General features: G+C 37.9%; 26 protein-coding genes, 5 pseudogenes and 1 riboswitch. Of the genes and pseudogenes, 6 read left to right on the forward strand and 25 right to left on the reverse strand.

Going from position 1 to position 26,585, the window contains the following annotated elements:
• The first annotated feature begins 114 nt into the window (after positions 1-114).
• Positions 115-210: riboswitch (purine riboswitch) on the forward strand.
• A 130-nt stretch (positions 211-340) separates the two neighbouring features.
• A complete protein-coding gene (locus HT715_RS00005) occupies positions 341-922 on the forward strand; it encodes a xanthine phosphoribosyltransferase (RefSeq protein WP_138707122.1) in 582 nt (193 codons plus the stop codon).
• Positions 922-2,184, forward strand: coding sequence for a nucleobase:cation symporter-2 family protein (locus HT715_RS00010; RefSeq protein ID WP_172922777.1), 1,263 nt, complete (start codon positions 922-924; stop codon positions 2,182-2,184). The genes HT715_RS00005 and HT715_RS00010 overlap by 1 nt, the downstream gene beginning before the upstream one ends.
• A 55-nt stretch (positions 2,185-2,239) precedes the next feature.
• On the opposite strand, the pseudogene HT715_RS12340 reads toward HT715_RS00010, so the two are convergent.
• Positions 2,240-3,730 (reverse strand): annotated as a pseudogene (locus tag HT715_RS12340) (Sau3AI family type II restriction endonuclease).
• 116 nt (positions 3,731-3,846) lie between these two features.
• Between HT715_RS12340 and dcm the strand changes: the two are divergent.
• Positions 3,847-5,112, forward strand: coding sequence for a DNA (cytosine-5-)-methyltransferase (gene dcm / locus HT715_RS00020; RefSeq protein WP_050207411.1), 1,266 nt, complete (start codon positions 3,847-3,849; stop codon positions 5,110-5,112).
• Positions 5,113-5,175: 63 nt separating this feature from the next.
• On the opposite strand, the pseudogene HT715_RS11705 reads toward dcm, so the two are convergent.
• The 22 genes and pseudogenes from HT715_RS11705 to HT715_RS00135 form a co-directional block, all read right to left on the reverse strand.
• Positions 5,176-5,556, reverse strand: a pseudogene (locus HT715_RS11705) (DpnD/PcfM family protein); the annotation flags it as partial.
• Positions 5,552-6,314: pseudogene (locus HT715_RS00035) on the reverse strand (DpnI domain-containing protein). The pseudogenes HT715_RS00035 and HT715_RS11705, both read right to left, overlap by 5 nt.
• Positions 6,315-6,453: 139 nt before the next feature.
• A pseudogene (locus HT715_RS11710) lies at positions 6,454-6,792 on the reverse strand (hypothetical protein); the annotation flags it as partial.
• A 256-nt stretch (positions 6,793-7,048) separates the two neighbouring features.
• Positions 7,049-7,399 carry a 30S ribosome-binding factor RbfA gene (rbfA, locus tag HT715_RS00045; protein WP_001273597.1) on the reverse strand — a complete coding sequence of 117 codons (351 nt, stop codon included), beginning with the start codon at positions 7,397-7,399 and terminating at the stop codon, positions 7,049-7,051.
• A 250-nt stretch (positions 7,400-7,649) separates the two neighbouring features.
• Positions 7,650-10,451 (reverse strand): translation initiation factor IF-2, encoded by a 2,802-nt coding sequence (gene infB, locus HT715_RS00050; RefSeq protein ID WP_138702195.1) that lies wholly within the window; start codon positions 10,449-10,451, stop codon positions 7,650-7,652.
• A gap of 16 nt (positions 10,452-10,467) precedes the next feature.
• A complete protein-coding gene (locus HT715_RS00055) occupies positions 10,468-10,767 on the reverse strand; it encodes a YlxQ-related RNA-binding protein (protein WP_001041390.1) in 300 nt (99 codons plus the stop codon).
• Entirely contained in the window at positions 10,760-11,053 is a 294-nt protein-coding gene (locus HT715_RS00060; RefSeq protein WP_000857562.1) for a YlxR family protein, read from the reverse strand. The genes HT715_RS00055 and HT715_RS00060 overlap by 8 nt, the downstream gene beginning before the upstream one ends.
• Before the next feature lie 21 nt (positions 11,054-11,074).
• Positions 11,075-12,211, reverse strand: coding sequence for a transcription termination factor NusA (gene nusA, locus HT715_RS00065; RefSeq protein WP_138701381.1), 1,137 nt, complete (start codon positions 12,209-12,211; stop codon positions 11,075-11,077).
• Between the two features lie 43 nt (positions 12,212-12,254).
• Complete coding sequence (gene rimP / locus HT715_RS00070) at positions 12,255-12,734, reverse strand: ribosome maturation factor RimP (RefSeq protein WP_001808916.1); 480 nt, start codon at positions 12,732-12,734, stop codon at positions 12,255-12,257.
• Between the two features lie 125 nt (positions 12,735-12,859).
• Positions 12,860-13,495 (reverse strand): tRNA (guanosine(46)-N7)-methyltransferase TrmB, encoded by a 636-nt coding sequence (trmB, locus tag HT715_RS00075; RefSeq protein ID WP_001266096.1) that lies wholly within the window; start codon positions 13,493-13,495, stop codon positions 12,860-12,862.
• Positions 13,492-14,286: a phosphotransferase family protein gene (locus tag HT715_RS00080; RefSeq protein ID WP_000363006.1), complete on the reverse strand. Its 795-nt coding sequence runs from the start codon at positions 14,284-14,286 to the stop codon at positions 13,492-13,494. The genes trmB and HT715_RS00080 overlap by 4 nt, the downstream gene beginning before the upstream one ends.
• Positions 14,287-14,447: 161 nt before the next feature.
• The gene (locus tag HT715_RS00085) at positions 14,448-15,059 is read right to left on the reverse strand and encodes a type II CAAX endopeptidase family protein (RefSeq protein WP_119919874.1); all 612 of its coding nucleotides are present in this window, start codon (positions 15,057-15,059) and stop codon (positions 14,448-14,450) included.
• A 29-nt stretch (positions 15,060-15,088) separates the two neighbouring features.
• On the reverse strand, positions 15,089-15,337 hold the full coding sequence (gene blpZ, locus HT715_RS00090; protein WP_016399200.1) for an immunity protein BlpZ: 249 nt from the start codon (positions 15,335-15,337) through the stop codon (positions 15,089-15,091).
• Positions 15,338-15,378: 41 nt separating this feature from the next.
• Positions 15,379-16,068 carry a CPBP family intramembrane glutamic endopeptidase gene (locus tag HT715_RS00095; RefSeq protein ID WP_138702193.1) on the reverse strand — a complete coding sequence of 230 codons (690 nt, stop codon included), beginning with the start codon at positions 16,066-16,068 and terminating at the stop codon, positions 15,379-15,381.
• Between the two features lie 31 nt (positions 16,069-16,099).
• Positions 16,100-16,333: a ComC/BlpC family leader-containing pheromone/bacteriocin gene (locus HT715_RS00100; protein ID WP_000379956.1), complete on the reverse strand. Its 234-nt coding sequence runs from the start codon at positions 16,331-16,333 to the stop codon at positions 16,100-16,102.
• 211 nt (positions 16,334-16,544) lie between these two features.
• On the reverse strand, positions 16,545-16,901 hold the full coding sequence (locus HT715_RS00105) for a hypothetical protein (RefSeq protein ID WP_081005545.1): 357 nt from the start codon (positions 16,899-16,901) through the stop codon (positions 16,545-16,547).
• Positions 16,902-17,239: 338 nt separating this feature from the next.
• Positions 17,240-17,518, reverse strand: a complete 279-nt coding sequence (locus HT715_RS00110; protein WP_000042206.1) for a hypothetical protein — start codon at positions 17,516-17,518, stop codon at positions 17,240-17,242.
• A 189-nt stretch (positions 17,519-17,707) separates the two neighbouring features.
• Complete coding sequence (locus tag HT715_RS00115) at positions 17,708-18,745, reverse strand: thioredoxin domain-containing protein (protein ID WP_172922778.1); 1,038 nt, start codon at positions 18,743-18,745, stop codon at positions 17,708-17,710.
• Between the two features lie 160 nt (positions 18,746-18,905).
• A pseudogene (locus HT715_RS00120) lies at positions 18,906-19,245 on the reverse strand (immunity protein).
• A 304-nt stretch (positions 19,246-19,549) separates the two neighbouring features.
• Complete coding sequence (locus HT715_RS00125; protein WP_000438253.1) at positions 19,550-19,768, reverse strand: hypothetical protein; 219 nt, start codon at positions 19,766-19,768, stop codon at positions 19,550-19,552.
• A gap of 5 nt (positions 19,769-19,773) precedes the next feature.
• Positions 19,774-20,148, reverse strand: a complete 375-nt coding sequence (locus HT715_RS00130; protein ID WP_000877386.1) for a hypothetical protein — start codon at positions 20,146-20,148, stop codon at positions 19,774-19,776.
• A gap of 51 nt (positions 20,149-20,199) precedes the next feature.
• Entirely contained in the window at positions 20,200-20,427 is a 228-nt protein-coding gene (locus tag HT715_RS00135) for a Blp family class II bacteriocin (protein WP_023935633.1), read from the reverse strand.
• A gap of 281 nt (positions 20,428-20,708) precedes the next feature.
• Here HT715_RS00135 and blpA point away from each other — a divergent pair, with 281 nt between their 5' ends.
• From blpA to blpC, 3 genes are read left to right on the forward strand one after another with little or no spacing between them, the layout of a single operon-like run.
• Positions 20,709-22,862 (forward strand): peptide cleavage/export ABC transporter BlpA, encoded by a 2,154-nt coding sequence (gene blpA / locus HT715_RS00140; RefSeq protein WP_054393000.1) that lies wholly within the window; start codon positions 20,709-20,711, stop codon positions 22,860-22,862.
• A gap of 10 nt (positions 22,863-22,872) precedes the next feature.
• Positions 22,873-24,234 carry a bacteriocin secretion accessory protein gene (locus HT715_RS00145; RefSeq protein WP_001069059.1) on the forward strand — a complete coding sequence of 454 codons (1,362 nt, stop codon included), beginning with the start codon at positions 22,873-22,875 and terminating at the stop codon, positions 24,232-24,234.
• 56 nt (positions 24,235-24,290) lie between these two features.
• The gene (gene blpC, locus HT715_RS00150) at positions 24,291-24,446 is read left to right on the forward strand and encodes a quorum-sensing system pheromone BlpC (protein WP_000358814.1); all 156 of its coding nucleotides are present in this window, start codon (positions 24,291-24,293) and stop codon (positions 24,444-24,446) included.
• Positions 24,447-24,490: 44 nt separating this feature from the next.
• On the opposite strand, the gene HT715_RS00155 is transcribed toward blpC, so the two are convergent.
• On the reverse strand, positions 24,491-25,831 hold the full coding sequence (locus HT715_RS00155; protein WP_001028650.1) for a sensor histidine kinase: 1,341 nt from the start codon (positions 25,829-25,831) through the stop codon (positions 24,491-24,493).
• Positions 25,832-25,844: 13 nt separating this feature from the next.
• Positions 25,845-26,582, reverse strand: a complete 738-nt coding sequence (locus HT715_RS00160) for a response regulator transcription factor (protein ID WP_001219128.1) — start codon at positions 26,580-26,582, stop codon at positions 25,845-25,847.
• Between the last annotated feature and the right edge of the window lie 3 nt (positions 26,583-26,585).

Genomic DNA, 26,585 nt, shown 5'->3' on the forward strand with positions numbered 1-26,585 from the left:
TTGTCATCTCTATTTTTATTATATTTGTTCGTTTTTTTAAACCAAAACACTAACAAAACAGTTGATTTCTAAAGTGATTTAGTGTAAAATAAAAACATTGGCTCAAGCCTATTTAAAATTGAATATCATTTTACTTGTTTATGTCGTGAATTGGCACGACGTTTCTACAAGGTGCCGGAACACCTAACAATAAGTAAGTTATCTTGGAGATATGGCCGTTTTTGTCATGCCTATTTTGGGGACTTACTTAAAGTTTAAGTAGGTCCTTTTTTCTATCAGTTTCACTGAATAGAAATCTGAAACAAGCAAATGGATTGGCTTTTAGACTTTAGGAGGTCTTATGAAATTATTAGAAGAGTGCATCCTCAAGGATGGGCATATCTTGGGTGATAACATCCTCAAGGTGGATTCTTTTTTAACCCACCAAGTTGACTTTAGCTTGATGCGAGAGATTGGTAAGGTTTTTGCGGAAAAATTCGCTGCTGCTGGCATTACCAAGGTCGTGACCATTGAAGCGTCGGGTATTGCCCCAGCCATTTTTACATCCGAAGCCTTAAACGTTCCCATGATTTTCGCTAAAAAAGCTAAGAACATCACTATGAACGAAGGCATCTTAACTGCCCAAGTTTACTCCTTTACCAAGCAAGTGACCAGCACCGTTTCTATCGCTGGAAAATTCCTCTCACAAGAGGACAAGGTCTTGATTATCGACGATTTCCTTGCTAATGGCCAAGCTGCTAAAGGCTTGATTCAAATCATCGAACAGGCCGGTGCCACAGTCCAAGCTATCGGTATCGTGATTGAGAAATCCTTCCAAGATGGTCGTGATTTGCTTGAAAAAGCAGGCTACCCTGTCCTATCACTTGCTCGCTTGGATCGTTTTGAAAATGGTCAGGTCGTATTTAAGGAGGCAGATCTCTAATGCAAACTCAAGAAAAACACTCGCAAGCAGCCGTTCTTGGCTTGCAGCACTTACTAGCCATGTACTCAGGATCTATCCTGGTTCCCATCATGATTGCGACAGCCCTTGGCTATTCAGCTGAGCAGTTGACCTACCTGATTTCTACAGATATCTTCATGTGTGGGGTGGCAACCTTCCTCCAACTCCAACTCAACAAATACTTTGGGATTGGACTCCCAGTCGTTCTTGGAGTTGCATTCCAGTCGGTCGCTCCCTTGATTATGATTGGGCAAAGCCATGGTAGTGGCGCTATGTTTGGTGCCCTTATCGCATCTGGGATTTACGTGGTTCTTGTTTCAGGCATCTTCTCAAAAATAGCCAATCTCTTCCCATCTATCGTAACAGGATCTGTTATTACTACGATTGGTTTAACCTTGATCCCTGTCGCTATTGGAAATATGGGAAATAACGTTCCTGAGCCAACTGGTCAAAGTCTCTTGCTTGCAGCTATCACTGTTTTGATTATCCTCTTGATTAACATCTTTACCAAAGGATTTATCAAGTCTATCTCTATTTTGATTGGTCTGGTTGTTGGAACTGCCATTGCCGCTACCATGGGCTTGGTTGACTTCTCGCCTGTTGCGGCAGCACCACTTGTCCATGTCCCAACTCCACTCTACTTTGGGATGCCAACCTTTGAAATCTCATCTATTGTCATGATGTGTATCATCGCAACGGTGTCTATGGTTGAGTCAACTGGTGTTTATCTGGCCTTGTCTGATATCACAAAGGATCCAATCGACAGCACGCGCCTTCGCAACGGTTACCGCGCAGAAGGTTTGGCCGTACTTCTCGGAGGAATCTTTAACACCTTCCCTTACACCGGATTTTCACAAAACGTTGGTTTGGTTAAATTGTCAGGTATCAAGACTCGCCTGCCAATCTACTACGCAGCTGGTTTCCTGGTTCTCCTTGGACTCCTTCCTAAGTTTGGCGCCCTTGCCCAAATCATTCCGAGCCCTGTCCTCGGTGGTGCCATGCTGGTGATGTTTGGTTTTGTATCCATTCAAGGAATGCAAATCCTCGCCCGTGTTGACTTTGCTAACAATGAACATAACTTCCTTATCGCAGCTGTATCCATCGCTGCAGGTGTCGGACTCAACAACAGTAATCTCTTTGTCAGCATGCCGACAGCCTTCCAAATGTTCTTCTCAAACGGAATCGTCGTAGCTAGCCTACTCGCCATTGTACTCAATGCTGTATTAAATCATAAAAAGCAATAAGAAAAAGAGGTGCGAGCCTCTTTTTTTGTTTATCACAAATTGATTATAAATACTATCAATCCCAATTCCCATCTAATATTTCTTTTATAAACTTCTTAGGCATCCAAAAGGAGTGTTTTGTAATCCTACGTCCATCTGGAAGTTCATCTGTATCAGATAATGAGCCTTTCCCAACAAATTTTCCTTTTTCAATTTCATAGTAAGCATTGGTAGCATGTAATTTCGTAAATAGAATTCTATTTATCTTACTTTGAGGGAAATTAGTTGAAACTTTATTACCATTTTGAGTTAATTTAACTCCGTCAGAAATAATTTGTCTAGTTTCCTGCCACACTCTTTGGATTTCTTCTAATTGTCTATCCTGAAATCCCCAAAATTTGATAGAATCTAATACAAATAGCTTAGGTTCAATTTCCTTAAAAATAACGAAAAGGAATCGTTTATTATAAATTTCATTATAAACATGTGATGATTCCCAACTATCTGTTTCTGCTAATTCTTTAAAACAATAAGTTTTAAATGGAGAGTCTTCCTTAGGTAAATTATTCTTATCTACTCGAATAACTCTCAAATTCATGTTTGCTTTTTGAAATTCTTTGGTCTTATCCAAATCCCCTGTCAAGCCTAAAATTTTTCTAATCAGAGTACTATTCTTACCTTTTGCCTTGGGATTCACTTCAAATCTATCATATAACTTTTGTTCAGAGAAACCTTTGTAGGAAAGAATCTTCTCTGCAATAACCTCAGTAAATGACTTTTTTTCACCCCTAAAATTAGCCAAAACACTTTCTTAATCTGATTGGTTAAAGATTTTATGATTAATCAGATAGGTCATATAACTTGATTTTAATTCCCAAGCTCTTTGTTTTGCTAATTCATGACTAAATGGTTGCTGTCTTAAATCCTTTCCTTTACCTGCACCTTTTGTACAAGTTGATAAATAGTTTCCATCTGATTCTGATAATTCATGTGCCCTTCCATTTTTGATTTTATCTATAATCTTCTGATAGTCTTCAAGGATGACTGCCATATCCTCCTCAAACCATTCATATAAAAATATTTTTTCAATGACATAGTCCTTCATTGTTTGATTGGGAATTAAGCCATTGTAAAACAATAACAAAATCTTTGCACATTTTTTCCATAAATGAGTGGAGTAAAAATCCTCTAAATTTTCCTCCATATAGTTTAGTATTGTTAATACAAGTCGTTCTTTTGCACTAAGTGTCCCATTTTTGTTTATCTTAAAAGGAGTAACTTTTAACTCTACACCTATTTTTTCAAAGTCAGCTTCCGAGTCACTATTTGGCTGGTAACCATAGAAATATTTTTCAATATAATTTCCATACTGCCCTTTTGACTTCATACTAATTGCTTTATCTTGTACCTCAGAGACTACTCTATCATTATAATCGTCATATGATTTATAAAGCGAACGATTATACTCTTCCATAACATCGGAAAATTTTCTATTTAATAGTTTGTGAGAATATTCAATAACACTATCGATATCTTCATCGTTATAGTTAAATAAGTTTTGATCCATTTTCTTCTCCTATCTTTTATATTATATCAAATTAAACTAAAGCAAACATTAATACTTGATCAATCATTGAAAATAGTATATAATGGATTAAACTGTAAAAAAATGAAGGAGAAAAGATGAAAGTTCTCGAACTATTTGCTGGAGTTGGCGGTTTTCGGATAGGATTAGAAAATGCCGATAAGCAACTCTTTAAAACAAAATGGGCAAACCAATGGGAACCATCTCGTAAATCTCAAGACGCATTTGAGGTCTATGATTATCACTTCCCCAATAGCGAAAACATCAATATTAGTATCTCTGATGTAACAGACGAACAATTTTCCAAAATGGATGCCGATATGATTGTCGGTGGTTTTCCTTGCCAAGATTACTCTGTTGCGCGTAGCAAGAAAGATGAAAAAGGTATTGAAGGAAAAAAAGGAGTTTTATTTTGGGAAATCATTAGAGCAACTGAAATCATTAAACCCAAATACTTAATTCTGGAAAACGTGGATAGGCTTTTAAAAGCGCCCTCAAAACAGAGAGGACGTGATTTTGCAATCATGCTAACAGCTTTTAATAACCTTGGATATTCTGTAGAGTGGAGAGTTATTAATGCTGCTGAGTATGGAAGAAGCCAACGAAGACGTCGTGTATTCTTTTTCGTATATCGAAATGATACAGTCTTTGCCCAAAAAAATGACAATCTTTACGAAAAAAATGAAGAAATCTTTGAAGATAATAGGTATGATGACTATATTTTCAATCAAGGTCTATTTGCAAAACAATTTCCTATTAAACCTATAGCAGTTAAAAATCGTCATGTGTTTTATGAGTTACCAAATGATATAGTTGAAGTTTCAGATACTTTTACTGGTACTGTTTGGAATACAGGAATTATGAGACATGGAAAATACTATTCTATTGATACAGAACCTAATTACAATGGCAATCCTATCACTCTAGGAGAAATTCTTCAAGATGAGTCTGAAGTACCTGAAAAATATTTTTTAACTGATCAGTCAAAATTGGAAAAATTTCAATATCTTAGAGGACCTAAGAAAATTGAACGAACATCCTCTGACGGACATCAATACATCTATTCAGAAGGAGGAATGTCCCCTTATGATGATTTAAACCTTCCAGGACGAACAATGCTTACATCCGAAGGAACAGTTAATCGTTCCACACATTTATTATTTGTAAACAATAAATATAGATTAATTACACCCATTGAAGCTGAACGCCTTCAGGATTTCCCAGATGATTGGACAGCTAAAAAGAAATTGTCAGATGGATCTATTGTAGAGGTATCTGATAAAATGAGAATGTTTTTTATGGGAAATGCTTTGGTTACTGAGATTGTAAAAGAAATTGCTAAATTTATTAAAAAAATTGATTAATTTATCTGAAACTAAAAAAGAGGTGCGAGCCTCTTTTTTGTGTGACAAAATAAAAACATCTATCTAATCATATATGCTAGTGTCATAGTTCTGAAAATCATCTGAATCAAGAACAATTTCACAACTCTTATACTTTTCTCTTACAAGTCGTTCGGCTTCATCTGGATTTTCAGCCTCTATACTTACTAAACGTGATAAAGTTTCTGTAATTTCTACTGTATACTTTTTCAGTTTTAAATTGCTTTCCAATCATTCACTTATTAGCAATAATCTATATAGTTTTGGGCTTTCCAACCACTCTGGTAATTCATCTCCATATTCCCAGCTATATTTTTTATTCAATAAAAAAAGTTGTTTCTCATCACCAAACTCCATATTTTCAGACAACCACCTCACACAATCAGGGTCTGATAAAGTATAAACCATTACACATAAGTTTTCATAATTTCCGATACTTTCCTCTACCTTTAAATTCTATTATTTCTTTGTCTCTTAATATTTGAAGCTGTTGCCTAATCTTTTCTTTGATATGATTGTTCTTAACAAAGATATTTTTTAGGTCACTTTCAAAACGATACATATCTTCAAGGGTAAATTCTGAACCCTCTATCTTATCTATACAATTTAGAATTTCTATTGTCCAACCTCTTACTGAAAGAGAGTTCTTCCTTAAAAATAAACTTTGCTTAAATTCTTTTGTAACTTTTTCTGGATCTCTAACTTGTCCATTTTTCACAAAAAATATTCTTCCTTTAGAAAGTACTTGTGATAAATCAATGTTACAACCAATCCAACCTGCTCGTCTAGCAGTTGGCGCAAGTGGCTTCCTTTGAATAATTGATTTCGGTGTAACAAATTGCTTCGGAAGGACAAGAAAATTATTTACCTCAAAATTTTTTGTATAAGTTAAAAAAGAAATTAGAATTATTATCTACCTGCACACGCTCCATCATCGTTGCATAAGCACCATCATTGATTGTTGATGAAAAATTTCCTTTTTTGCTCTTTAGTTCAAACTCCTCACTACAATGATTACAGTAAAAATCTGCTACAGGTCTATTATTTTCAAAATGATTTAAAGGATTTTTCCCACAATTAGGGCAATAAGACTGACGATAAACCCAATCCTCCATTAAGATACGTGCCTTCTGACTATTACTTTTATAGGTTTCTACTAGTTCTAAATTAAATTGTAATTCCATTTAAAAATTCCTCACTAATATGAGAATTCACTCGATATAAGCAATTAAAATCTACTATAACTAGTATACCACATATATGTACCTATTACATTTGTATTTCATCATTCTCTTTTATATTTCCTTCTCACATATCTCATAAAATATACCCTAGTTCTTGAGCTAATTTTAAAGAAAAAGCATAAAATTGAGCTATATTCGCTGGTATGGTAATTGCCATGGCAAGTCCACCTGGTAATCCTGCAACAACAGAAGTCCCACTCGCTAATAAAACATTATCCCTAATACAGACATTAGCCACTCGATCTAAGATTTCTTAAGATAAGAGAGACGTTGGGCCTTGTTCTAATAAGGTAGGAATGTCCTGTGAATCTAATTCTTTGGAAAACTTATCCACTAAAAACTTCGAACGATCAACCTTAACAACAGGTAGTTTCACCACTTGTTGCAATACTTGCATAGCTAAGTCTTGTTCAGCCATATAAATACCTCTTTCTCTTGTATCTTTATCTCATAATATCACACTATCTAAATTTTATAAATCTTTTTAATAATTTTTAATACTCTTCGAAAATCAAATTCAAACTACGTCAGCTTCACCTTGCCCTACTCCAGTACAGCCTGCGGCTAGTTTCCTAGTTTGCTCTTTGATTTTCATTGAGTATAAGTCTAGAAAGATTCCCCCATCATGTTTTATTGCCTTTTTCTCCACCAAAAAAGAGGGTTGCCCCTCTTCTTTAGTTCTTATCCAGATTGCGTAGCATCTCGTCAATCTTGTTTCCATACTCGATGGACTCGTCTTTGACGAAGGTCAAATCTGGGATTTTGTACAATTTCAAATTGCGACCAAGTTCACGTTTGATGGTACCAGTTGCTTTTTCAAGCCCGATTTGGACTTTTTGGATATCCGAAGCAAGGTTACTCAAAATGGTGTAATAAACCTTGGCAACAGACAAGTCACCCAGCATCTGAACATCTGTGATGGTCACACCTTGGACACGTGGATCACGGACTTTCTTTTGCAAAATCTCATTGACTTCACGCTTGATTTCCATGCCCACACGATCTGTACGGAAATGATTTGCCATGATATTCCTTTCTCTACTTTGAACCAAAAGCTAGGCCAGCAGACCTAGCTATTTTAAACTTCTTGATTTTCAGTTTAAATTGAAACGAAGTTCAATTTGAAGTCATCTGCTTCTTTCGCCGTGGTGAAAGTGATGGAACTGATTTATCAGTCCCATCACAGGGGATTTTTGAGACCCTAGGCTCAAAAATAAGCAATGAAACCATCGGTTTGCTTGCGTCCCTCACCACCTAAGAAAGGAGCAAAAAATCTTATCTCTTGATTTCTTCCATGACATAGGCCTCAATCACATCATCCATCTTAATATCATTGTAGCCGTCGATCATCAATCCACCTTCACGGCCGTTTGTAACTTCCTTAACGTCGTCTTTATAGTGTTTCAAGCTTGCGAGTTCACCATCATAGATAACGACACCATCACGGATAACACGGACTTTAGAGTCACGGGCAACCTTACCGTTGATAACCATAAATCCACCGATAGTTCCCACTTTAGACACCTTGAAGGTTTCACGGATAACCGCTTCACCAATAACTTTTTCTTCAAATTCTGGATCAAGCATCCCTTTCATAGCTTCTTCCATCTCTTCGATAACCTTGTAGATAATGCTGTGAAGACGGATTTCCACATCGTCAGCTTCTGCCTGTTGACGAGCTTGTGGTGTAGGGCGTACGTTGAAACCAACGATAAAGGCATTTGAAGCTTCGGCAAGGGTCACGTCTGATTCGTTGATAGCACCGACCGCTGAGTGGACGATGGTCACTTTGACACCTTCCACATCGATTTTCTGAAGTGATGCAGAAAGGGCTTCAACTGAACCTTGTACGTCAGCCTTAATGATAACGTTAACAGACTTGAGTTCACCAGCTTTAAGGGTATCAAAGAGGTTTTCAAGGCTAACACGTTGGGTAGCTTGACGTTGTTTCATGAGGGCACGTTTGGCACGCTCTTCACCTGCTGCACGCGCAGATTTTTCATCTTCGTAGACAGCAAAGTGGTCACCCGCCATTGGCGCTTCGTTCAAACCTGTGATTGAAACTGGCGTTGATGGACCTGCTACCTTAACACGACGACCAAGGTCATTGGTCATAGCACGGACACGACCGAAGGTATTTCCGACAACGATTGGGTCTTGAACATTCAAGGTACCTTGTTGAACAAGAAGGGTTGCGACCGCACCTTTTCCTTTATCCAAGCGCGCTTCGATAACTGTACCGATAGCACGCACTGTTGGGTCTGCCTTGAGTTCTTGAATTTCAGCTACAAGAAGGACTGTTTCCAACAATTCTTCGATGTTTTGGTTGAATTTAGCTGAGATTTCAACAAATTCAGAATCTCCACCCCAAGCAGTTGACATAACTCCATGCTCTGCCAATTCACCGATAACGCGTTCTGGGTTAGCACCTGGTTTATCAATCTTGTTGATAGCTACGATGATTGGAACATTGGCCGCTTTTGAGTGGTTGATGGCTTCGATAGTCTGAGGCATAACCCCGTCATCTGCCGCTACGACCAAAATCGTAATATCGGTAACAGAAGCACCACGCGCACGCATAGATGTAAAGGCCGCGTGTCCCGGTGTATCAAGGAAAGTAATCTTCTTGCCATTTTCCACGATTTGGTAGGCACCGATATGCTGAGTGATACCACCTGCTTCACCTGTCGCAACACGAGAATTACGAAGGGTATCTAGGAGTGTTGTTTTACCGTGGTCAACGTGTCCCATGATAGTTACAACTGGTGGACGCTCAATCAATTCATTTTCATTGAGATAACCATCTTCGACAAAGAAACGTTCGATGTCAGCATTATCCACTTCAACCTTTTGTTTGGCTTCGATACCGTAATCCACCATGAGGAGTTCAATTGTTTCCCCATCCAAGGATTGGTTTTGTGTGGCCATGACACCCATCATAAAGAGTTTCTTAACAATTTCAGCTGGTTCACGTTTGATACGTTTTGCGATTTCCGCAACGGTCATACCATCTGTATACTCAAATTCTGTTGGCAATTCATGGAATTTACGCTCTGTAACAGGTTTTGGAGTCTGATTGCGGTTGTTCTTGTTATTGCCTTTTTTGTTCTTTTTGTTGTTATTCCAGTTACTATTCTTTTGATTTCTCACTTGATTTTGACTACTTCGATTCTTTTGTTGTTTTCTAGGACCATCTTCTTCATGATCATAATCGTCACGATTTTTGTCTGGTCGAGCTTGTTTTTTACGACGTGTATCCACTGCAGGTTCTTTTTTCTCAGGGACGACTTCAACCACTGCTTGAACTTGCTGTGCTTGTTGCGCTTGTTCAGCTAACTTAGCCGCTTCTTCAAAGATTTCCTCTGGTTCCTTGCGTTTGTTAGCTTGAGCCAAGGCTTCTTTAGCAGCCTGATACTGCTTGAAACGTTCCTCACTTGAACGTGCATATTCAGCATTTTGCTCTGCTTTTAGGGCTGCTGCACGGGCTTTAAAGTCAACACGTGGAGCCGCTTGATTTGGACGTTTATCCTCTTGTTGACGGCGTTCATTTCCTCGATTTTGCTGACCTTGCTGTTTCTTAGCTTGATCATTAAAGCGACGATTATCGCGGTTGCCTTGACCTTGTTTTCCACCATTGCGACCGTCGTTTTTCTGACGGTTTCCGTTTTGTTGTTGGTCACGGTTATTGCCCTTATTTTGCTTGCGTCGTTCTGCCTGTTCTTTGGCACGAGCTTCACGCTCAGCCTTGAAATTACGACTTTGCGGTTTAGCTGCTACTTTTTCTGTTTTCGGAGCGACTGGCTCAGCAGGTTTTGCCTCTTCCTTAGCTACAGCTGGTTTAGCTGGCTCAGATTTTTCGGCTTTCTTTTCTGCACTTACTTTTGGTGCTGCAGGTTTTGCTTCTACTTTCGGAGCAGCTGCAGGCTTAAAGCTGGCAGCAATTTTTGCAGCGACAGCTTCTTCCACACTTGATGAGTGGCTTTTCACATCCAAGCCCAACTCTTTTGCACGCGCTACAACTTCTTTACTTTCTTTTCCAAGTTCTTTTGCGATTTCGTACAATCTTTTCTTAGACAAATCATGTCCTCCTCTTCTATTCCATAAGAGACCTCATTTTCTTTGTAAATCCAGCATCTGTTACAGCCAAAACCTTTCTCGATTTTCCGACTGCTATGCTTAATTCCAGTGTTGAAAACACGGTTACAATTTCTACTTGATAATAATGACTTTTATCTTGAATCTTCTTGGTCAGGTTGGGTCCAGCATCATGGGCTAGAAAGACCAACTTGGCCTTGCCGTCTTGAATGGCCTTGACCACCAATTCCTCACCCGATATGATACGCCCTGCTCGCTGAGCAAGTCCCAAGAGATTACTTATCTTTTGCTTATTCAAGTCCTAACTCTCTTCTTTTCACTTTGTGATCCACATAAGCGATCAACTCATCATAAAAGCTTTCTTCCACTTCCATGCTAAAGCTGCGGTTAAAGACCTTCTTCTTTTTCGCCTCTAGGGCTTCTGCATTGTCTAGCTTGATATAAGCGCCGCGGCCATTGGCCTTGCCTGTCGGATCGATAAAGACTTGTCCTTCCTTGTTCTTGACAATACGAAGCAAATCACGCTTATCAATCACTTCATTGGACACAACAGACTTGCGCAAAGGGATTTTTCTCGTTTTCATCTTTCCCTCCTCTAGCAGCTTTTATTCTTCTACAGTATCGTTTTCTACTTCCAACTCTACTGAATCAGCTTCTTCCATGGCTTCAAATTCGCTAGCAGACTTGATATCGATACGGTAACCAGTCAAGTGAGCCGCCAAGCGCACGTTTTGTCCACGACGACCAATGGCAAGAGAAAGCTTGTTATCTGGAACAACCACCAAGGCACGTTTGCTGTCGTTTTCATCAAAGATAACTTGGTCAACCTCAGCAGGAGCGATGGCATTGTAGATAAATTCAGCTGGATCTGCTACCCACTCGATAACATCGATATTTTCTTCGATTGGTACCATGCGGTCATTTTTAGCATCGTAACGAGCTGGGTGGAATTTGCTAGTAATCTTCTTGATATTAGCACCACCACGTCCAACGATTGTACCGATAGCATCCACGTTTGGATTGTGGCTACGAACAGCAACCTTCGTACGGTCACCTGCTTCACGAGCCACGCTCATGATTTCAACAGTTCCATCATAAACTTCTGGAATTTCTTGCTCCATCAAACGTTTGATCATTTCTGGATGGCTACGGCTAACAAAGACGTTGACACCACGAGGGTTGTCTTCAACCTTGTAAACATAAACTTCGATACGATCATGAGAAGCAAAAACTTCTCCAGGAATTTGGTCTTGTTTTGACAATTGGGCTTCGATGCTACCAAGGTTGACATAGATAAAGCGGTTGTCAAAGCGTTCTACTGTACCAGACATGATTTCTTGCTCATGTTCTTTGTAAGTATTGTAAGTGATGGCACGTGTTTGCTTGCGCATTTTTTCCATGATGGTTTGTTTGGCAGATTGGGCTGCTACACGACCAAACTCAGCTGGTGCTTCTTCAAACTTGATTTTGTCTCCAAGTTCATAAGCTGAATTAATGGCAAGAGCATCTTTCAAGCTGATTTCCAAACGGCTATCAAATACTTCATCAACAACTTCACGGACAGTATAAACTGTAAAGTCACCTGTTTTTTCGTTGAAGTCAATAGCTACGCTGTCTGACTGACCATAGCGTCTGCGATAAGCGGAACGAAGCGACTCTACTACTGCGTCGATGATATCTTCTTTTTTGATTCCCTTGTCTTCTTCCAAAATGCGGAAGGCCTCTAGCATTTCTTTACTCATGTTTTCTTCACTTTTGAATCCTCAAAAGCTATCCTTTCTTTTTCTATAATTTAACTGCTAAACGTGCTTTTGATACTAAACTGTATGGAATTTGGACGGTTTTCTTACGCGTCTTGTCCATATATTCCATAGTCAACTCGTCCTCTTCGAAGGCCAACAAGGTTCCTTCAAAGACCTTTTGCTTATCGATGGCTTGGTAGAGCCCGACATGGATGTATTTTCCAACCGCTCCAGCGACGGCATCCTTGGTTTTCAAAGGACGTTCCAAGCCTGGACTGGTAATTTCTAGGAAATATTGTTCTGGGAAGGGATCTGGCTTGATGGTATCTAGGACAGGACTGATCATTTCTGTCAAGTCTGCCGTGTCGTTCAAGGTAATTCCTTCAGGTTTATCTACAAAAATACTGAGAATCATGTCACTGCCAATCTTTCCATACTCGATATCCACGAGCTCGAAAGGAGCTTCTATGACAGGTTCTACAACTTCTCTGACTAATTCTACGATTGTTGCGATTGCGTCCACCTCCTCATAAGCAAGAGGCGAAGATATTTCCCCGCCTCACTTTTCATATTCTTACTCTTAGTATATCACATTTGCTAACTTATGTAAAGCAAAAGCACTTATACAGCCTGATTTCAGGCTATTTCTTAAAATTCTACCTCAACTCGGTAGATAACTTGCCCCTTATTGGAGAATTTTTGCTCGTATTCTGTCATGACATTGCCTTCAAAATCACTGGCATGTAAGTCTAGCCAGACACCATTGAGCTTCATGCCATACTGAGAAAAGCTCACTAAACTGTACTCAAACAAGCCACGGTTATCCGTCTTGAAATGAATTTCTCCATTTTCAGGCAAGATACGTTTGAAGGTATCCAAGAAGGTCTTGTAGGTCAAACGACGCTTTTCATGGCGTTTTTTCGGCCATGGATCTGAAAAGTTCAGATACAAGCGATCAATCTCACCGTCTTCAAAGTAGTCAGTCAAGTCAGAACCATCTACCCACAAGAGCTTGATGTTAGGCACTCCAACTTCAAGAACCTTGTCTAAAGCATAGCTTAAAACAGACTTTTGAATATCAATCCCGATATAGTTGATGTCAGGGTTCTGCTTTGCCATACCTGAAACAAAGGCACCCTTCCCACTTCCAACTTCCACATGAATGGGATTGTCATTGCCAAACAAGTCCCGCCATTTCCCCTTGGCTTCCAAGGGATTGAGGACCACATACTGGGGATTTGCCTCTAGTAATTCTGTCGCCCCTTTACGATTTCTAACTCTCATCTTCTCTTTCCATACTTGTCTCGGAAGTGACGCAAGCCATGAATCTCCCGATTAACATTTTCTAAATCTTGGTTCATATAATACTTGGAAATCTGGCTCAAATAAGACAATTGACCGTACCAATACAATTTACTTAATACCGTTTGATTATACTTGTAACCGTAGTAGGTCAACCATTCCTTCCACTGATGTTCTGGAATATAATGGCAGAGCATATGGGCCACATCAAACATACGATCGGTCAAGCGAACCGAATCCCAATCTACCAAATAAATCAAGCCACTATCTGTCTCAATCCAATTACTATGTCGTACATCTCCATGGACAATGGTCGCATAGTCCTCTCTAAATCCTGGAATAGTCTGACGTAAATCAGCCATCACTTCACTGATAAAATGATTTTTACGCAAAGCATCTGGAGCCGTTTCCTGCCAAGACTGTAGTAAATCTACAGGTGTTTCCATGGCATAGCCCAAACGACTCAACTGTGTCATCAACGGACGTGAGCGATGAAGGCGGGTTAAAATATTGACGATTTGTTTACGATTCATATCATAGGGGGTCAATATCTTGCCTGTCAACCATTCTTGAGCACACATATCACGCCCATCTGCCAAACGGCGACTCCATAATAATTGTGGAGCAATTTGTTCTCTAGCTAGACCAGGTAGGATTGGAGAGGTGTTCATTTTTACAAAGATACGCTTCCCATCAGGATAGCTACCCATATAAGCCTTGCCACTTTTCCCAGGTATGGGAGTCAGTGTTAGCTCATTATCACCCAAATCCATTTTTTTCCTCCGTATAAAGTTTCCTTACTATTCTACTAGTTTTTGGCCTATTCGTCAACCGCTCCACACCCGATTCTCAAAGAAAAGCCTCTGGATTGGCTTGGGTATCATTATAGAAAGAAAAAGGTAAGCACAATCTCCTACTTACCTTTTCATAATTTTTATAAATAATATAAGAGTGGCCAACTATTGTAAAACATGTGGACTAGAATAGAAACCCATAAGTTTTGGCTCTTTTTATAAGCAAAGCCCAGTAACAAGCCCCCAAGTAGATAAAAAATAAACGAAGGCACATTAGAAGGTCCATGCATAAAAGAAAAGAGAGAGGAAGTTAGCACAAGCCCTAACCAAGAGTTGTCAAAAACCGCACCTTGAAGAAGTCCTCTGAAAATGAGTTCCTCCTGGATGGGGCCAAAAACTGTGGAAGTCAAAATCAAAGACAGGGAAATTCCTCTGCTGACTTCCGCCAAGTGTTGAACTCCTGCGCCAGAAGAAACAGCGAAGAAATGAATATAAACTAGCGTCTCAAGAACGCTTAGAAGAAAGATTGCAATGAAAAGCAAAAGTTCTTTCTTGCTTAACATCCCAAAAGAAATCATTTCAAACTGTCTAGCATAAACAACACTCAGCGAGGTTACTAGAAGACTTACAATAATCAATTCAGATTCATTTTGAAAAAAATCCCCATGGTTAATCGTATAAGGAACTGTAATGACGATTATTAGTACTAAAAATCCAAAGCACAAGGCATGAAATTTATCAAAAAACTCCATAAAATTATCCTCCTCACCAAACAGACTTCCTACGCGTCATCCTTTAGCTCTAGTCTTTCCAAAACAAACCATTTTAGTAGCCAAAATCCGACCACATAACCAGCCCCTAAGAAGATAGCCATTAAAGATAGCATGGGATTCAGGAAATAAAAGACCACAACAGATACAAAGGTTAGCACAAAAACATTAAAGGCAATGGTGTCAGAAGCCAAGACTAGAATATAAGGTGTCAACCAGTCTAAGGTTTTTGAATCTAGGAAAAATAAGTGTTTATACATGATAACCTCCTCTATGGCTGAAAAGCAAGCCTTTTGTTTTTTTACCCCAAGACCCTATGTAGAAAAGTGAGCAAAAATGGTAATGTTGCGAAAATATTATTGATCACATGCACCGCATAGGAAGGATAAATGCTCTTGGTATGGCGGGTCAAACTAGCAAAGATGATGCCAGATGTTGCAAAGATGAAGATATCTAACAAACTAGGCAGGCTTGAAAAATGAGGAAGAGCAAATAAAATTGACGGAAGAAGCAAATCAAGGCCAAATCTCGAATGCTTAAAAAAGGCGTGTTGCAGTAATCCTCTATAGATTAGCTCTTCCATAAGTGGAGTCAGGAAGAACAAAGTTATATAGATACCTAGCTCAGCAAAGTTGGTCCCACTATAACCGATCAATACAGCCCAACCTTCAGCAGTTGACTGAACATGTTTAGCTGTCTGAACGTTAAAAGAGATCTGGAGCACTAGCACTAATACTGTCAAAATCGAATACCAAAGCCATTTTTTTCTCGGAATGCGAAAAAGATAGCCGTGCCCTGTCTTAACCAGAATCCAAATCATGACTCCGCTAAATAGCAAACTCAAGAGATTTTGAATCCAGACGAAATTGCCAATCTGGGAAGAAAATTGCCAATAATTTTGGACGATAAGAGTTAATTGAGAAAGACCAAATACGAAAAATAGGTAAGACAAGACTGCACTTATTTTGAATAGAAGTTGATACTTTTTCATAGAAATTCTTCCTCATTTCTTGTATTTCAGCCTATATTCCACATAAATGAAAACCTGCTCCTATATAACCACGGTCATGATAACCGCGCGGGCAGTAACCACTTACTGGAAAAGGACCTGAATTTTTTAATATAGGAGGGTAAGAACCGAATGGACTTACCTGATTAGCGTACCCTCTATAAATATCAGATACATCCCCACCCTCTATACGAGCAAGCATTTCATTATCCATAACTGCAAATTGTGACATCATTTTTGTATCCATGACGAATATCTCCTTTTTTATGTTTAATTTTTGTCCTATTGCAACCTTAATAAGGTTAGTATACTACTATTTTTTAAAATTTTCCATCCAAATCACGAATGGTCATCAAAACATCTTGAATTGTAAAAAATTTAAAAAGCAAGCATGAAAAACATACTTGCCCTAAGGGAACTTGACAATATGAAAATACAAAATAGAAAACTATGCACCCTCACTTCCGTCTGTTCTCATATATTCTCATAATCGCAACCAGGATACAGGCTGTCCCACTTGCCAAAACCAAGAGGGTAATGATAATGTTGAGAATTTCAGGCGTACTCCCTATTCTCTTGATAAGACGGACTAAAGACAATACTGTCAATAAGAGTAAAGCTACTGACCCTGTCCGAATTAAAGAAGCCATTCGGTTCTCAACCGCATATAAAAAGGATGGCAACATAACACAGGCTATAGCAATCACAAACAGGTTGCTCCCCGTTTCTTCTCCCTTGTTCACTACGGAAATCATGAGAAGATTCGATGCTATGATCAACGTAGAACAGATGATAAAATAGGATTTCTTATTCATTTAATATACCTCACATACTATGGTAAAAGTCAAACTGGACAAAAACAAACTTTAACTGTTAGCTTCTGAAAATTGAAACATTGTTTTTGTATTCACGAGGAATGCCTTTTTTTATTTTCGTCCTGTTAGAATACCGTTGCTTGTACTCCATCAAGCAACCCCATTCCATTAGATAGTATGTTGTCTAGCTCCTCCATCTTTTCATCTGAAAATGTTATTTTTCAGCGTTGATTGCTTTTTCATAGGTCGCTATCATCCTTGACAACACCATCTTCCCAAACTCTTCTCCAAGCAACTTCTTTTTCCTTGCCATTTTTTACCCCTTTATTTTACATTTTTTAGTTCTGATTGTTGTTTTTTTCTTCCTCTTCGTCTTCTTTTCTTTTATTTTCTTTATAATCGTTCAGCATTTCAAAACCTTTATCAAAAGCAAAAAAACCTAAACCTAAAGAAAACGGCGCTCCGACTATTTCTATAACTTTTGCCCACCTTGGCCCAAAATCTTCTGAAAAATAAGCAAGCGCCCCGACGGCTACAACTGCTAAAATTAAAAAATATGCTCCAAAATCTGCACCTTCTGTTACTCTAGCTTTTTCTGTTCTACTATTCTTACTCATGATAATTTTCCTTTCATTTTCGATTTTCTACTTCAGCTAATACTAACTATTTACCATTCATTTCATATACAGTTATAATCTTTTATATATAAACTAAATACACCTATTTTCTCACTCTTGTCTATAGGCAAATTCTAGCTATATGTTATTACAAACAAATAGTATCATTTCACCTGTTTACCACTATTTTTATTTGTGAATTTTTTGTTTCACTTTAATCATTACAGAAGTTATAAAAAATGCGATAGCCATCCGAAGCAGTTGATAACTTTCTTCCTCTCCTGTTTTCGGTAATAATTTTTCATTCGAGGTAATAGATTTGCTTACATAATCAGTCCCCTTAACATCAGTTGAAGGAGTTTTATTTTCTTGAGCAACATCAAAAATAGGTTTGGGAGTTTCCAATTGATTCTTATTGTCTAACATTGCTAAATTGTCAGATTGAGTAGTTTTAGCTTCAGAAGTTGAGTTTGTACTCTCCACTTTCCCACTATTTTCACTATTAGAATTGGGGTTATCATTGGATATTTTCATTTCGGTTCTTTTTTCATCACTCATACCTTTGCTGTCGCTTACAACTTTATCACTAATACTCATGCTGTCATTTCTGGTTTTCTCATCACGAACACTTTCTGTTACTGTATCCTCAGAAGATGCTACTGTTTCCGATTGCTTAGGTGAGTTTCTCGAGTACATATAATCATACACCTGTTGTGCAGTTGCTTCGCCACCAACCCATCCAGATATCGGATGTCCATTTCTTAAATACAAAATTGCTGGTGTTCCTGGAATACCGACTTTTTTAAATAGAAACTCTCTCGCTTCCCCGTCAAAATCTTTTCCATCCAAATCATAATATTCTAACTTCATTTCAATTAAGTTATTAAATTCTTTCAATTCAGGAGAAAATTGACGACAATGAGAACAAGTTTTTCTACCAAAATATATAGTATGTTCCAATTGATCCTCTGTAAAAGATTGACGAACGGCTTCAATATCTATCTTTTTAAACTCCGCAACATTCTGTTCATACTCTTCGGGAGTTACAACGGAAGGTTTATGCTCCACCTTTTCCTTAGCCGATGGCAAATCTGGTGCCACAACAGAACTATCATTAGCCTGAATAGAGGAAGAAGTAGGCTGTTCTTCTGCATATACAAGACCTGCAGTAATAGATGCAAATACAAGTGGTACAAGTAATAGCGATTTTATCTTTTGATTCTTCATAAGAATACTCATTTACATTTGTTATCTTTATCTTACCTTATTTAAGATTACAAATTCATATAAATCTTAAATGGTCATCGAAACATCTTGAATTGCAAAAACTTCATTATAAAAGGGTAAGTATTGCGAAAACACTTACCCCTTTATACTTTATTAAGCTCTACTTTTTATAATACTTCAAACCCCAAATGAGCAGAAGCATGATGGTTGAGCAGAGAATAGCGCCAATATAAGCGATTAGTTGTTGATAGGATTCTGCTACTGTGATACCTCTATACAAATAGATAATAGACATAAAACCTGTCAAGCCGATATACATAAGTTGATTGGTTCTAGGACTAACCAAATCATCATCTTCAAACTCTCATTTTCCTAGTGAGGTAAACAGTGACCAAAATAGAAGCCAGGTTAATAATCACTAAAAGAAATTGGATGACAATATCGATATTCGAATAGTGATAATAGCGTCGCTTATCATCGGTCACAAGGTGTTTTGACATGATTTCTTTTAGATTCAACTTTGTGAAGAGTTATTTGAAAAGCAGAGAACCAGCTTGATTGATCAGATTTCCACCATCGAAAGAAAAGTGTGATAAAGTATTGTTTTTCATAGACTTATTTGATATACTGAGCATTGGAGTGTCCTTTTGTTTTTATTTTTTGAACTTATATCATAAAGGAGAAACTCCCTTTTTTCCAGTAAAAACAGCACCCAATGGGTGAAAAGAGAAAAGCATCTAGAATCCTTGGTTTCATACCGATTCTGGATGCTTTTTTGTGTTATATATGCATAATCAGGTTTCTCTAATGTGGCCATAAAACTGAAACTGCCGCCCCACCAGCTGCACAAATTAAATAAATCTGCGGGGTTGGGAAAGGGATTGTCTGCGCACAAAGCGAAATCCCCTCAACCGCACCACCTACTCCACTTAAAAATCTGTCTGCAAGTTGTTTATCTCCAGCTGTTATCGTTGTTAGTTTTTCATCAGGTAAAATGATGAAATTATTTACTGATTGTTCCATTCTTTTCACACTTTCTTTGTTAAATTAATTTGGCTAGTAGACAAAAGATAAACTAAAGCATTAAAGACAATGAAAATATTTCCATAGAATAAGATTAGCCTCGCCTCCAAACCAAGATACAGTTTGACCATCAAAAAGATGAGCAAAAGAATTTGAAACCATAGCGTTTTTCCAAAAATAAATTTAAAGCGATTTTGAATGTCTGCTTCCTTAATTTTTACCGCCAAACCTTTATTAGCAAGAAGGAAAACTCCTGCTTCAAATAAGCCACTGTAGAGAACAAGCCATCCAATCGATACATTCGAGATTTTCAAAAATGTACCTAAAAGAATATCCAAAACACTACTCAAGAAAATAATAAGAAATAATCTGTATTTCATATAAATCACCTCCTTTTACTACTATTCTCAATCTACTATATCTCTAAAAGTTTAACTTGCTCTAAAAGCTCCCCAAGCCGCTGTACAAAACTGTGCTCCTAAAATCCCGCCGGCAAGAGTTCCCACAACTGGGATAACACTCCCCAGAGCTGCACCTCCTATTGTACAAATTCCTAATGCTTGAACAACTTCTCCAGCCCCTACTTTATCTCCACCTTCAACACGAGCAAGCATTTCATTATCCATAACAGAAAATTGTGACATCATTTTTGTATTCATGACAAATACTCCTTTTTTATTTTTAATTTTTGTCTTGTTGCAACTTTGACAAGTTTAGTATATCATTGTTTTTTAAAATTTTTCATCCAAATCTTGAATTGTCATCGAAACGTCTTAAATTAGCTTTTTTATTTAAAACCACCTCTAAAATTTTTTTAAAAGATAATTTCTAATCACTTTTTTACCATTCAGGAAGTTTCAATGACTATTCAAGATTTCATAAAATATGAACTTATTTTTATGGCATAATAGACCTATCCACTATATGAAAGGAATTGCCAATGACTTCTTATAAACGTACATTTGTTCCTCAAATAGATGCGAGAGACTGCGGTGTTGCTGCCTTAGCCTCGATTGCTAAATTCTATGGTTCAGATTTTTCTCTAGCTCACTTGAGAGAACTTGCAAAGACCAATAAAGAAGGAACGACTGCTCTTGGCATTGTAAAAGCCGCTGATGAAATGGGCTTTGAAACAAGACCTGTTCAAGCAGATAAAACGCTCTTTGACATGAGTGATGTCCCCTATCCATTTATCGTTCACGTTAACAAAGAAGGAAAACTCCAACATTACTATGTTGTCTATCAAACAAAGAAAGACTATCTGATTATTGGTGATCCTGACCCTTCTGTAAAAATCACTAAAATGTCAAAAGAACGCTTTTTCTCTGAATGGACTGGAGTAGCTATTTTTCTAGCTCCCAAACCCAGCTATCAACCCCATAAAGATAAAAAGAATGGTCTACTAAGCTTCCTTCCTCTGATTTTCAAACAAAAATCTCTCATTGCTTACATTGTTCTCTCAAGCTTATTGGTCACGATTATCAATATCGGTGGTTCTTATTATCTCCAAGGAATCTTGGATGAATACATCCCAAATCAGATGAAATCAACTTTAGGAATCATCTCAGTTGGTCTGGTTATCACCTATATCCTCCAACAAGTCATGGGTTTCTCCAGAGATTATCTCCTAACCGTTCTGAGTCAGAGATTAAGCATTGATGTGATTTTATCCTATATTCGCCATATTTTTGAACTTCCTATGTCTTTCTTTGCGACACGTCGTACAGGAGAAATCATTTCACGGTTCACAGATGCTAACTCTATTATAGATGCCTTGGCTTCTACCATTCTATCTCTTTTTCTGGATGTTTCTATTCTGATTCTTGTAGGAGGCGTCTTACTGGCACAAAACCCTAATCTCTTCCTTCTTTCTCTTATTTCTATTCCTATATACATGTTCATCATCTTTTCTTTTATGAAGCCTTTCGAAAAAATGAACCATGATGTCATGCAAAGTAATTCTATGGTTAGCTCTGCCATCATTGAAGATATCAACGGGATTGAAACTATAAAGTCGCTCACGAGTGAAGAAAATCGCTATCAAAATATAGACAGCGAATTTGTAGATTATTTAGAAAAATCCTTTAAGCTCAGTAAATATTCTATTTTACAAACGAGTTTAAAGCAGGGAACAAAATTAGTTCTGAATATCCTTATCCTATGGTTTGGCGCTCAATTAGTCATGTCGAGTAAAATTTCTATCGGTCAGTTGATTACCTTTAACACACTTCTTTCTTACTTTACAACTCCTATGGAAAATATTATCAACCTCCAAACCAAACTCCAATCTGCGAAGGTCGCTAATAACCGCTTGAACGAGGTCTATTTAGTCGAATCTGAATTTCAAGTTCAAGAAAACCCTGTTCATTCACATTTTTTGATGGGCGATATTGAATTTGATGACCTTTCTTATAAGTATGGTTTTGGACGAGATACCTTAACAGATATTAATCTCACGATTAAACAAGGAGATAAGGTTAGCCTAGTTGGAGTCAGTGGTTCTGGTAAAACAACTTTAGCCAAAATGATTGTCAATTTCTTTGAACCCTACAAAGGACATATTTCTATCAATCATCAGGATATTAAAAACATTGATAAAAAAGTCTTGCGCCGTCATATTAATTACCTACCCCAACAAGCCTATATATTTAATGGCTCTATTTTGGAAAATTTAACCTTGGGCGGTAATCATATGATTAGTCAAGAAGATATTCTAAGAGCTTGTGAATTAGCTGAAATCCGTCAAGACATTGAAAGAATGCCTATGGGCTATCAAACTCAGCTCTCTGATGGAGCTGGTCTATCAGGAGGACAAAAGCAACGAATCGCTCTCGCTCGTGCTCTTTTAACTAAAGCTCCTGTTTTAATACTAGATGAAGCTACTAGCGGTCTTGATGTCTTGACTGAGAAAAAAGTTATAGATAATCTTATGTCCCTAACTGATAAAACCATTCTCTTTGTAGCCCATCGTCTCAGTATAGCCGAACGGACTAACCGTGTCATTGTTCTTGACCAAGGGAAAATCATTGAAGTGGGTAGTCACCAAGAGTTAATGCAGGCGCAAGGCTTCTACCATCATCTATTCAATAAATAAGGAGAATGTCATGAATCCTAATCTTTTTAGAAGCGTCGAGTTTTATCAGAGACGTTACCATAACTATGCGACAATGTTAATTATACCTCTTTCATTACTATTTACTTTCATCTTGATTTTCTCCCTTGTTGCCACAAAAGAAATTACTGTTACTTCCCAAGGAGAAATCGCCCCTACAAGTGTCATTGCATCTATTCAGTCAACAAGTGATAATCCTATCCTAGCTAATCATTTAGTGGCAAATCAAGTAGTTGAAAAAGGTGACTTACTCATCAAATACTCTGAAACAATGGAAGAAAGTCAGAAAACTGCCTTAAAAACTCAATTACAAAGACTTGAGAAGCAAAAAGAAGGACTTGGAATTTTGAAACAAAGCTTAGAAAAAGCGACTGATCTTTTTTCTGGCGAGGATGAATTTGGCTACCATAATACCTTTAGGAATTTTACTAAACAATCCCATGATATTGAACTAGGTATCACAAAGACTAACACCGAAGTTTCAAATCAAGCTAATCTTGCCAATAGCAGTTCATCAGCCATCGAACAAGAAATTACAAAAGTTCAACAACAAATTGGAGAATATCAAGAGTTGAGAGATGCTATCATAAATAACAGAGCACGCTTACCAACTGGCAATCCGCACCAGTCAATTTTGAATCGTTATCTTGTAGCCTCACAAGGACAAACACAAGGAACTGCAGAGGAGCCATTTTTATCTCAAATTAATCAAAGTATTGCAGGTCTTGAATCATCTATCGCAAGCCTCAAAATTCAGCAAGCTGGTATCGGAAGTGTAGCAACTTATGATAATAGTTTAGCAACCAAAATTGAAGTACTCCGTACTCAATTTTTACAGACAGCCTCACAGCAACAACTAACCGTGGAGAATCAATTAACAGAATTAACAGTACAACTAGATCAAGCGACACAGCGCTTAGAAAACAATACCTTAACCGCCCCAAGTAAAGGTATCATTCACTTAAACAGTGAATTTGAAGGTAAAAATAGAATTCCAACTGGTACAGAAATTGCTCAAATATTCCCTGTCATCACAGATACAAGAGAAATACTAATCACTTACTACGTATCTTCTGACTATCTACCTCTACTAGATAAAGGACAAACTGTAAGATTAAAACTGGAGAAGATTGGAAATCACGGCACCACCATTATCGGTCAACTTCAGACAATTGATCAAACTCCTACCAGAACAGAGCAAGGTAATCTCTTTAAATTAACCGCTCTTGCAAAACTATCTAATGAGGATAGTAAACTCATCCAATATGGCTTACAAGGTCGCGTCACTAGTGTAACTGCAAAGAAAACATATTTTGATTATTTCAAAGATAAAATTTTAACCCATTCTGATTAATTTTCAGATAACACTCTATAACTATTTATTATCTTATCAAAAAGGAGAATCATAACATGGATAAGAAACAAAACCTAACTTCATTTCAAGAACTAACAACTACCGAACTCAACCAAATTACAGGTGGAGGACTGTGGGAAGATATCTTATACAGCCTTAATATAATTAAGCATAACAATACGAAAGGACTTCATCATCCAATACAACTATAAAAAATAAGACCGAGTAACAAGAACTCTCGGTCTTATTTTTTTCATCATTCTGTAGGTATCATAGTAAGCACCTGACGAAAGACTTGATCTTGACAGGTAGTATTGAGACTAGCATTGGGATAACTTTCCACAAGCTTCATAACGGTATAGAGACCAACTCCTCTATCCTCCCCTTTAGAACTGGCTCCAAAGGAGAAGATTTCAGAAATATCTATGCTCTCTTTTTTGATGGAGTTTTCAATGATAAAGGTCTCCTGTGCTCCATTTTTAAAAAAGGCAATTGAAACATGAGGTTGACTAGTCTCTGCACTGGCTTCAATAGCATTATCACAAAGGATAGACACAATGGTTAGAAAATCAAGTAGGCTCATCCCCTCAACCTGAATCTCCTCAGGAACTTCAACATTAAAGACAATGTTCTTTTCTCTAGCTTTTAGAAATTTCCCTGCTAGGAGACTTTTGAGGGCGCGGTCCCGAACATTCAACAATCGCCCAAGGTCATATTTATTGTCCTGCAATTTCTGACTGGAATCTTTTAAGACGGAGCCGTAGACCTCTTTTATCTGCTCCATATCCTCCTCTTCAATACCCAGACGTAAACTAGTCAAGAGGTTGGTGTAGTCATGGCGAAAACTCCGTACTTCCTTGTAAAGCTCCTCTATATGCCGACTATAGCGTTCCATATCTCTATAGCGCAAGGCCTGCTCTTGGTTCAGTCTATCATGGAGTTTGTCCTTCAAATAGGTATCCAATTTCTTGATAACCCCCATAAAAAATAGGAGGTAGAACACTAGGATGAGATGGCGAACAGTCGTTGATTGAATACCTTGCTCATATTCAAAGTAAGACAGACTTTGTATCACCAAATAGTAAGCCCCCATTATCCAGTTAATCTTAGTCAGGGACTTTTGAAAACCTGTATCGAGAATCTCCCTTCTCAAACTAGTAAAATCATAGTCCAACCATTTCAAAAAGGCTAGAGAAATGAAGAAATTGAAAATTATTATACATAACCCAGTAAATGAGTAGCCATCATATACTTGCCCTTGTCCCAAAAATGGAAGCACAAAATAGGAGACTCCTCTATAAAAGAGATTCACCAATATCATTGGAAAGAGACCATAAAAGAAAAGGAGTTTTTTAGGAAGCCCTCTTAACAATAAGAAAGACAAGCATATGCCGTACAAGGGTTCCATAAAATAAGATAGGTAAACATTTCCTACCATATAGCCAATCATTACAAAAACAAAGGCCAACAGTATCTTCAAAAGAAAGGCTTTAAAAATCCTCTCGAAAGTAAGATTAATTCCATCTACCTTAAAGAAAATGACAATTTCTAGCCCATTAGTAATGAGTGTATGCAATAATATCCAAACAATATTCATAAACTCTCCTAGTTCAGTGTAAGTTATTAATAGCCTCAGACACTTCCCTGACCTTATAACGCGCGATCAGACAACTTCCACCATTGGGAAAGAAAAGGAGTTTTTCTTTCTTATCCAAATGCACCACATTTGCAGGATTGATGAGAAAAGAGCGGTGGCACTGCAAGAGACGGGGTTCCTGCTTAAAAACCTCCTCTAAACTCGCTGTAAATTCCAGCCTGTCTGTCTTGGTATAAAGAATAACACGATGGGCTCTGGGCGACGTTTCGAGATAGTAAACCTCTTTAAAAGGATACTGAAATTGGGCAAATTTTGATTTAAAGTAAAAGCAATCTTCCGCCAGACTTTTACTATCTTGACTATTGGCATAGAGGAGGGCTGTCTCGATCCGAGATTCAAACTCCTCTGCTGACAAGGCCTTATCAATATAGTCCAGAGCAGACACTTGGTAGCGAAAGGACAGGGGCATAAACTCTGAGTGAGTCGTCACAAAGACAATCAGGGCATAGGGGTCTCGATCCCGAATCTTTCTAGCCACCTCTAGACCCTTCATCTCCTCATTTCGAATCTCAATATCCAAAAAGAATAGCTGATGGCCCCCCTTCTCATGCACCTCTGCCAGCAGTTGGTCCGGCTTGCCAAATACCTCAAAAGAGCTAGGAATGATATGATGTGCTTTCAAAAGTTTCTCAATCGTCGTTTCAATCCTAGTCTGTTGGGAAAAATCATCTTCTAAAACAAATATTCTCATCTT

This window comes from Streptococcus sp. 4155 (genome assembly GCF_013276695.1).
In the GTDB taxonomy this organism is placed as follows: Bacteria; Bacillota; Bacilli; order Lactobacillales; family Streptococcaceae; genus Streptococcus; species Streptococcus pseudopneumoniae.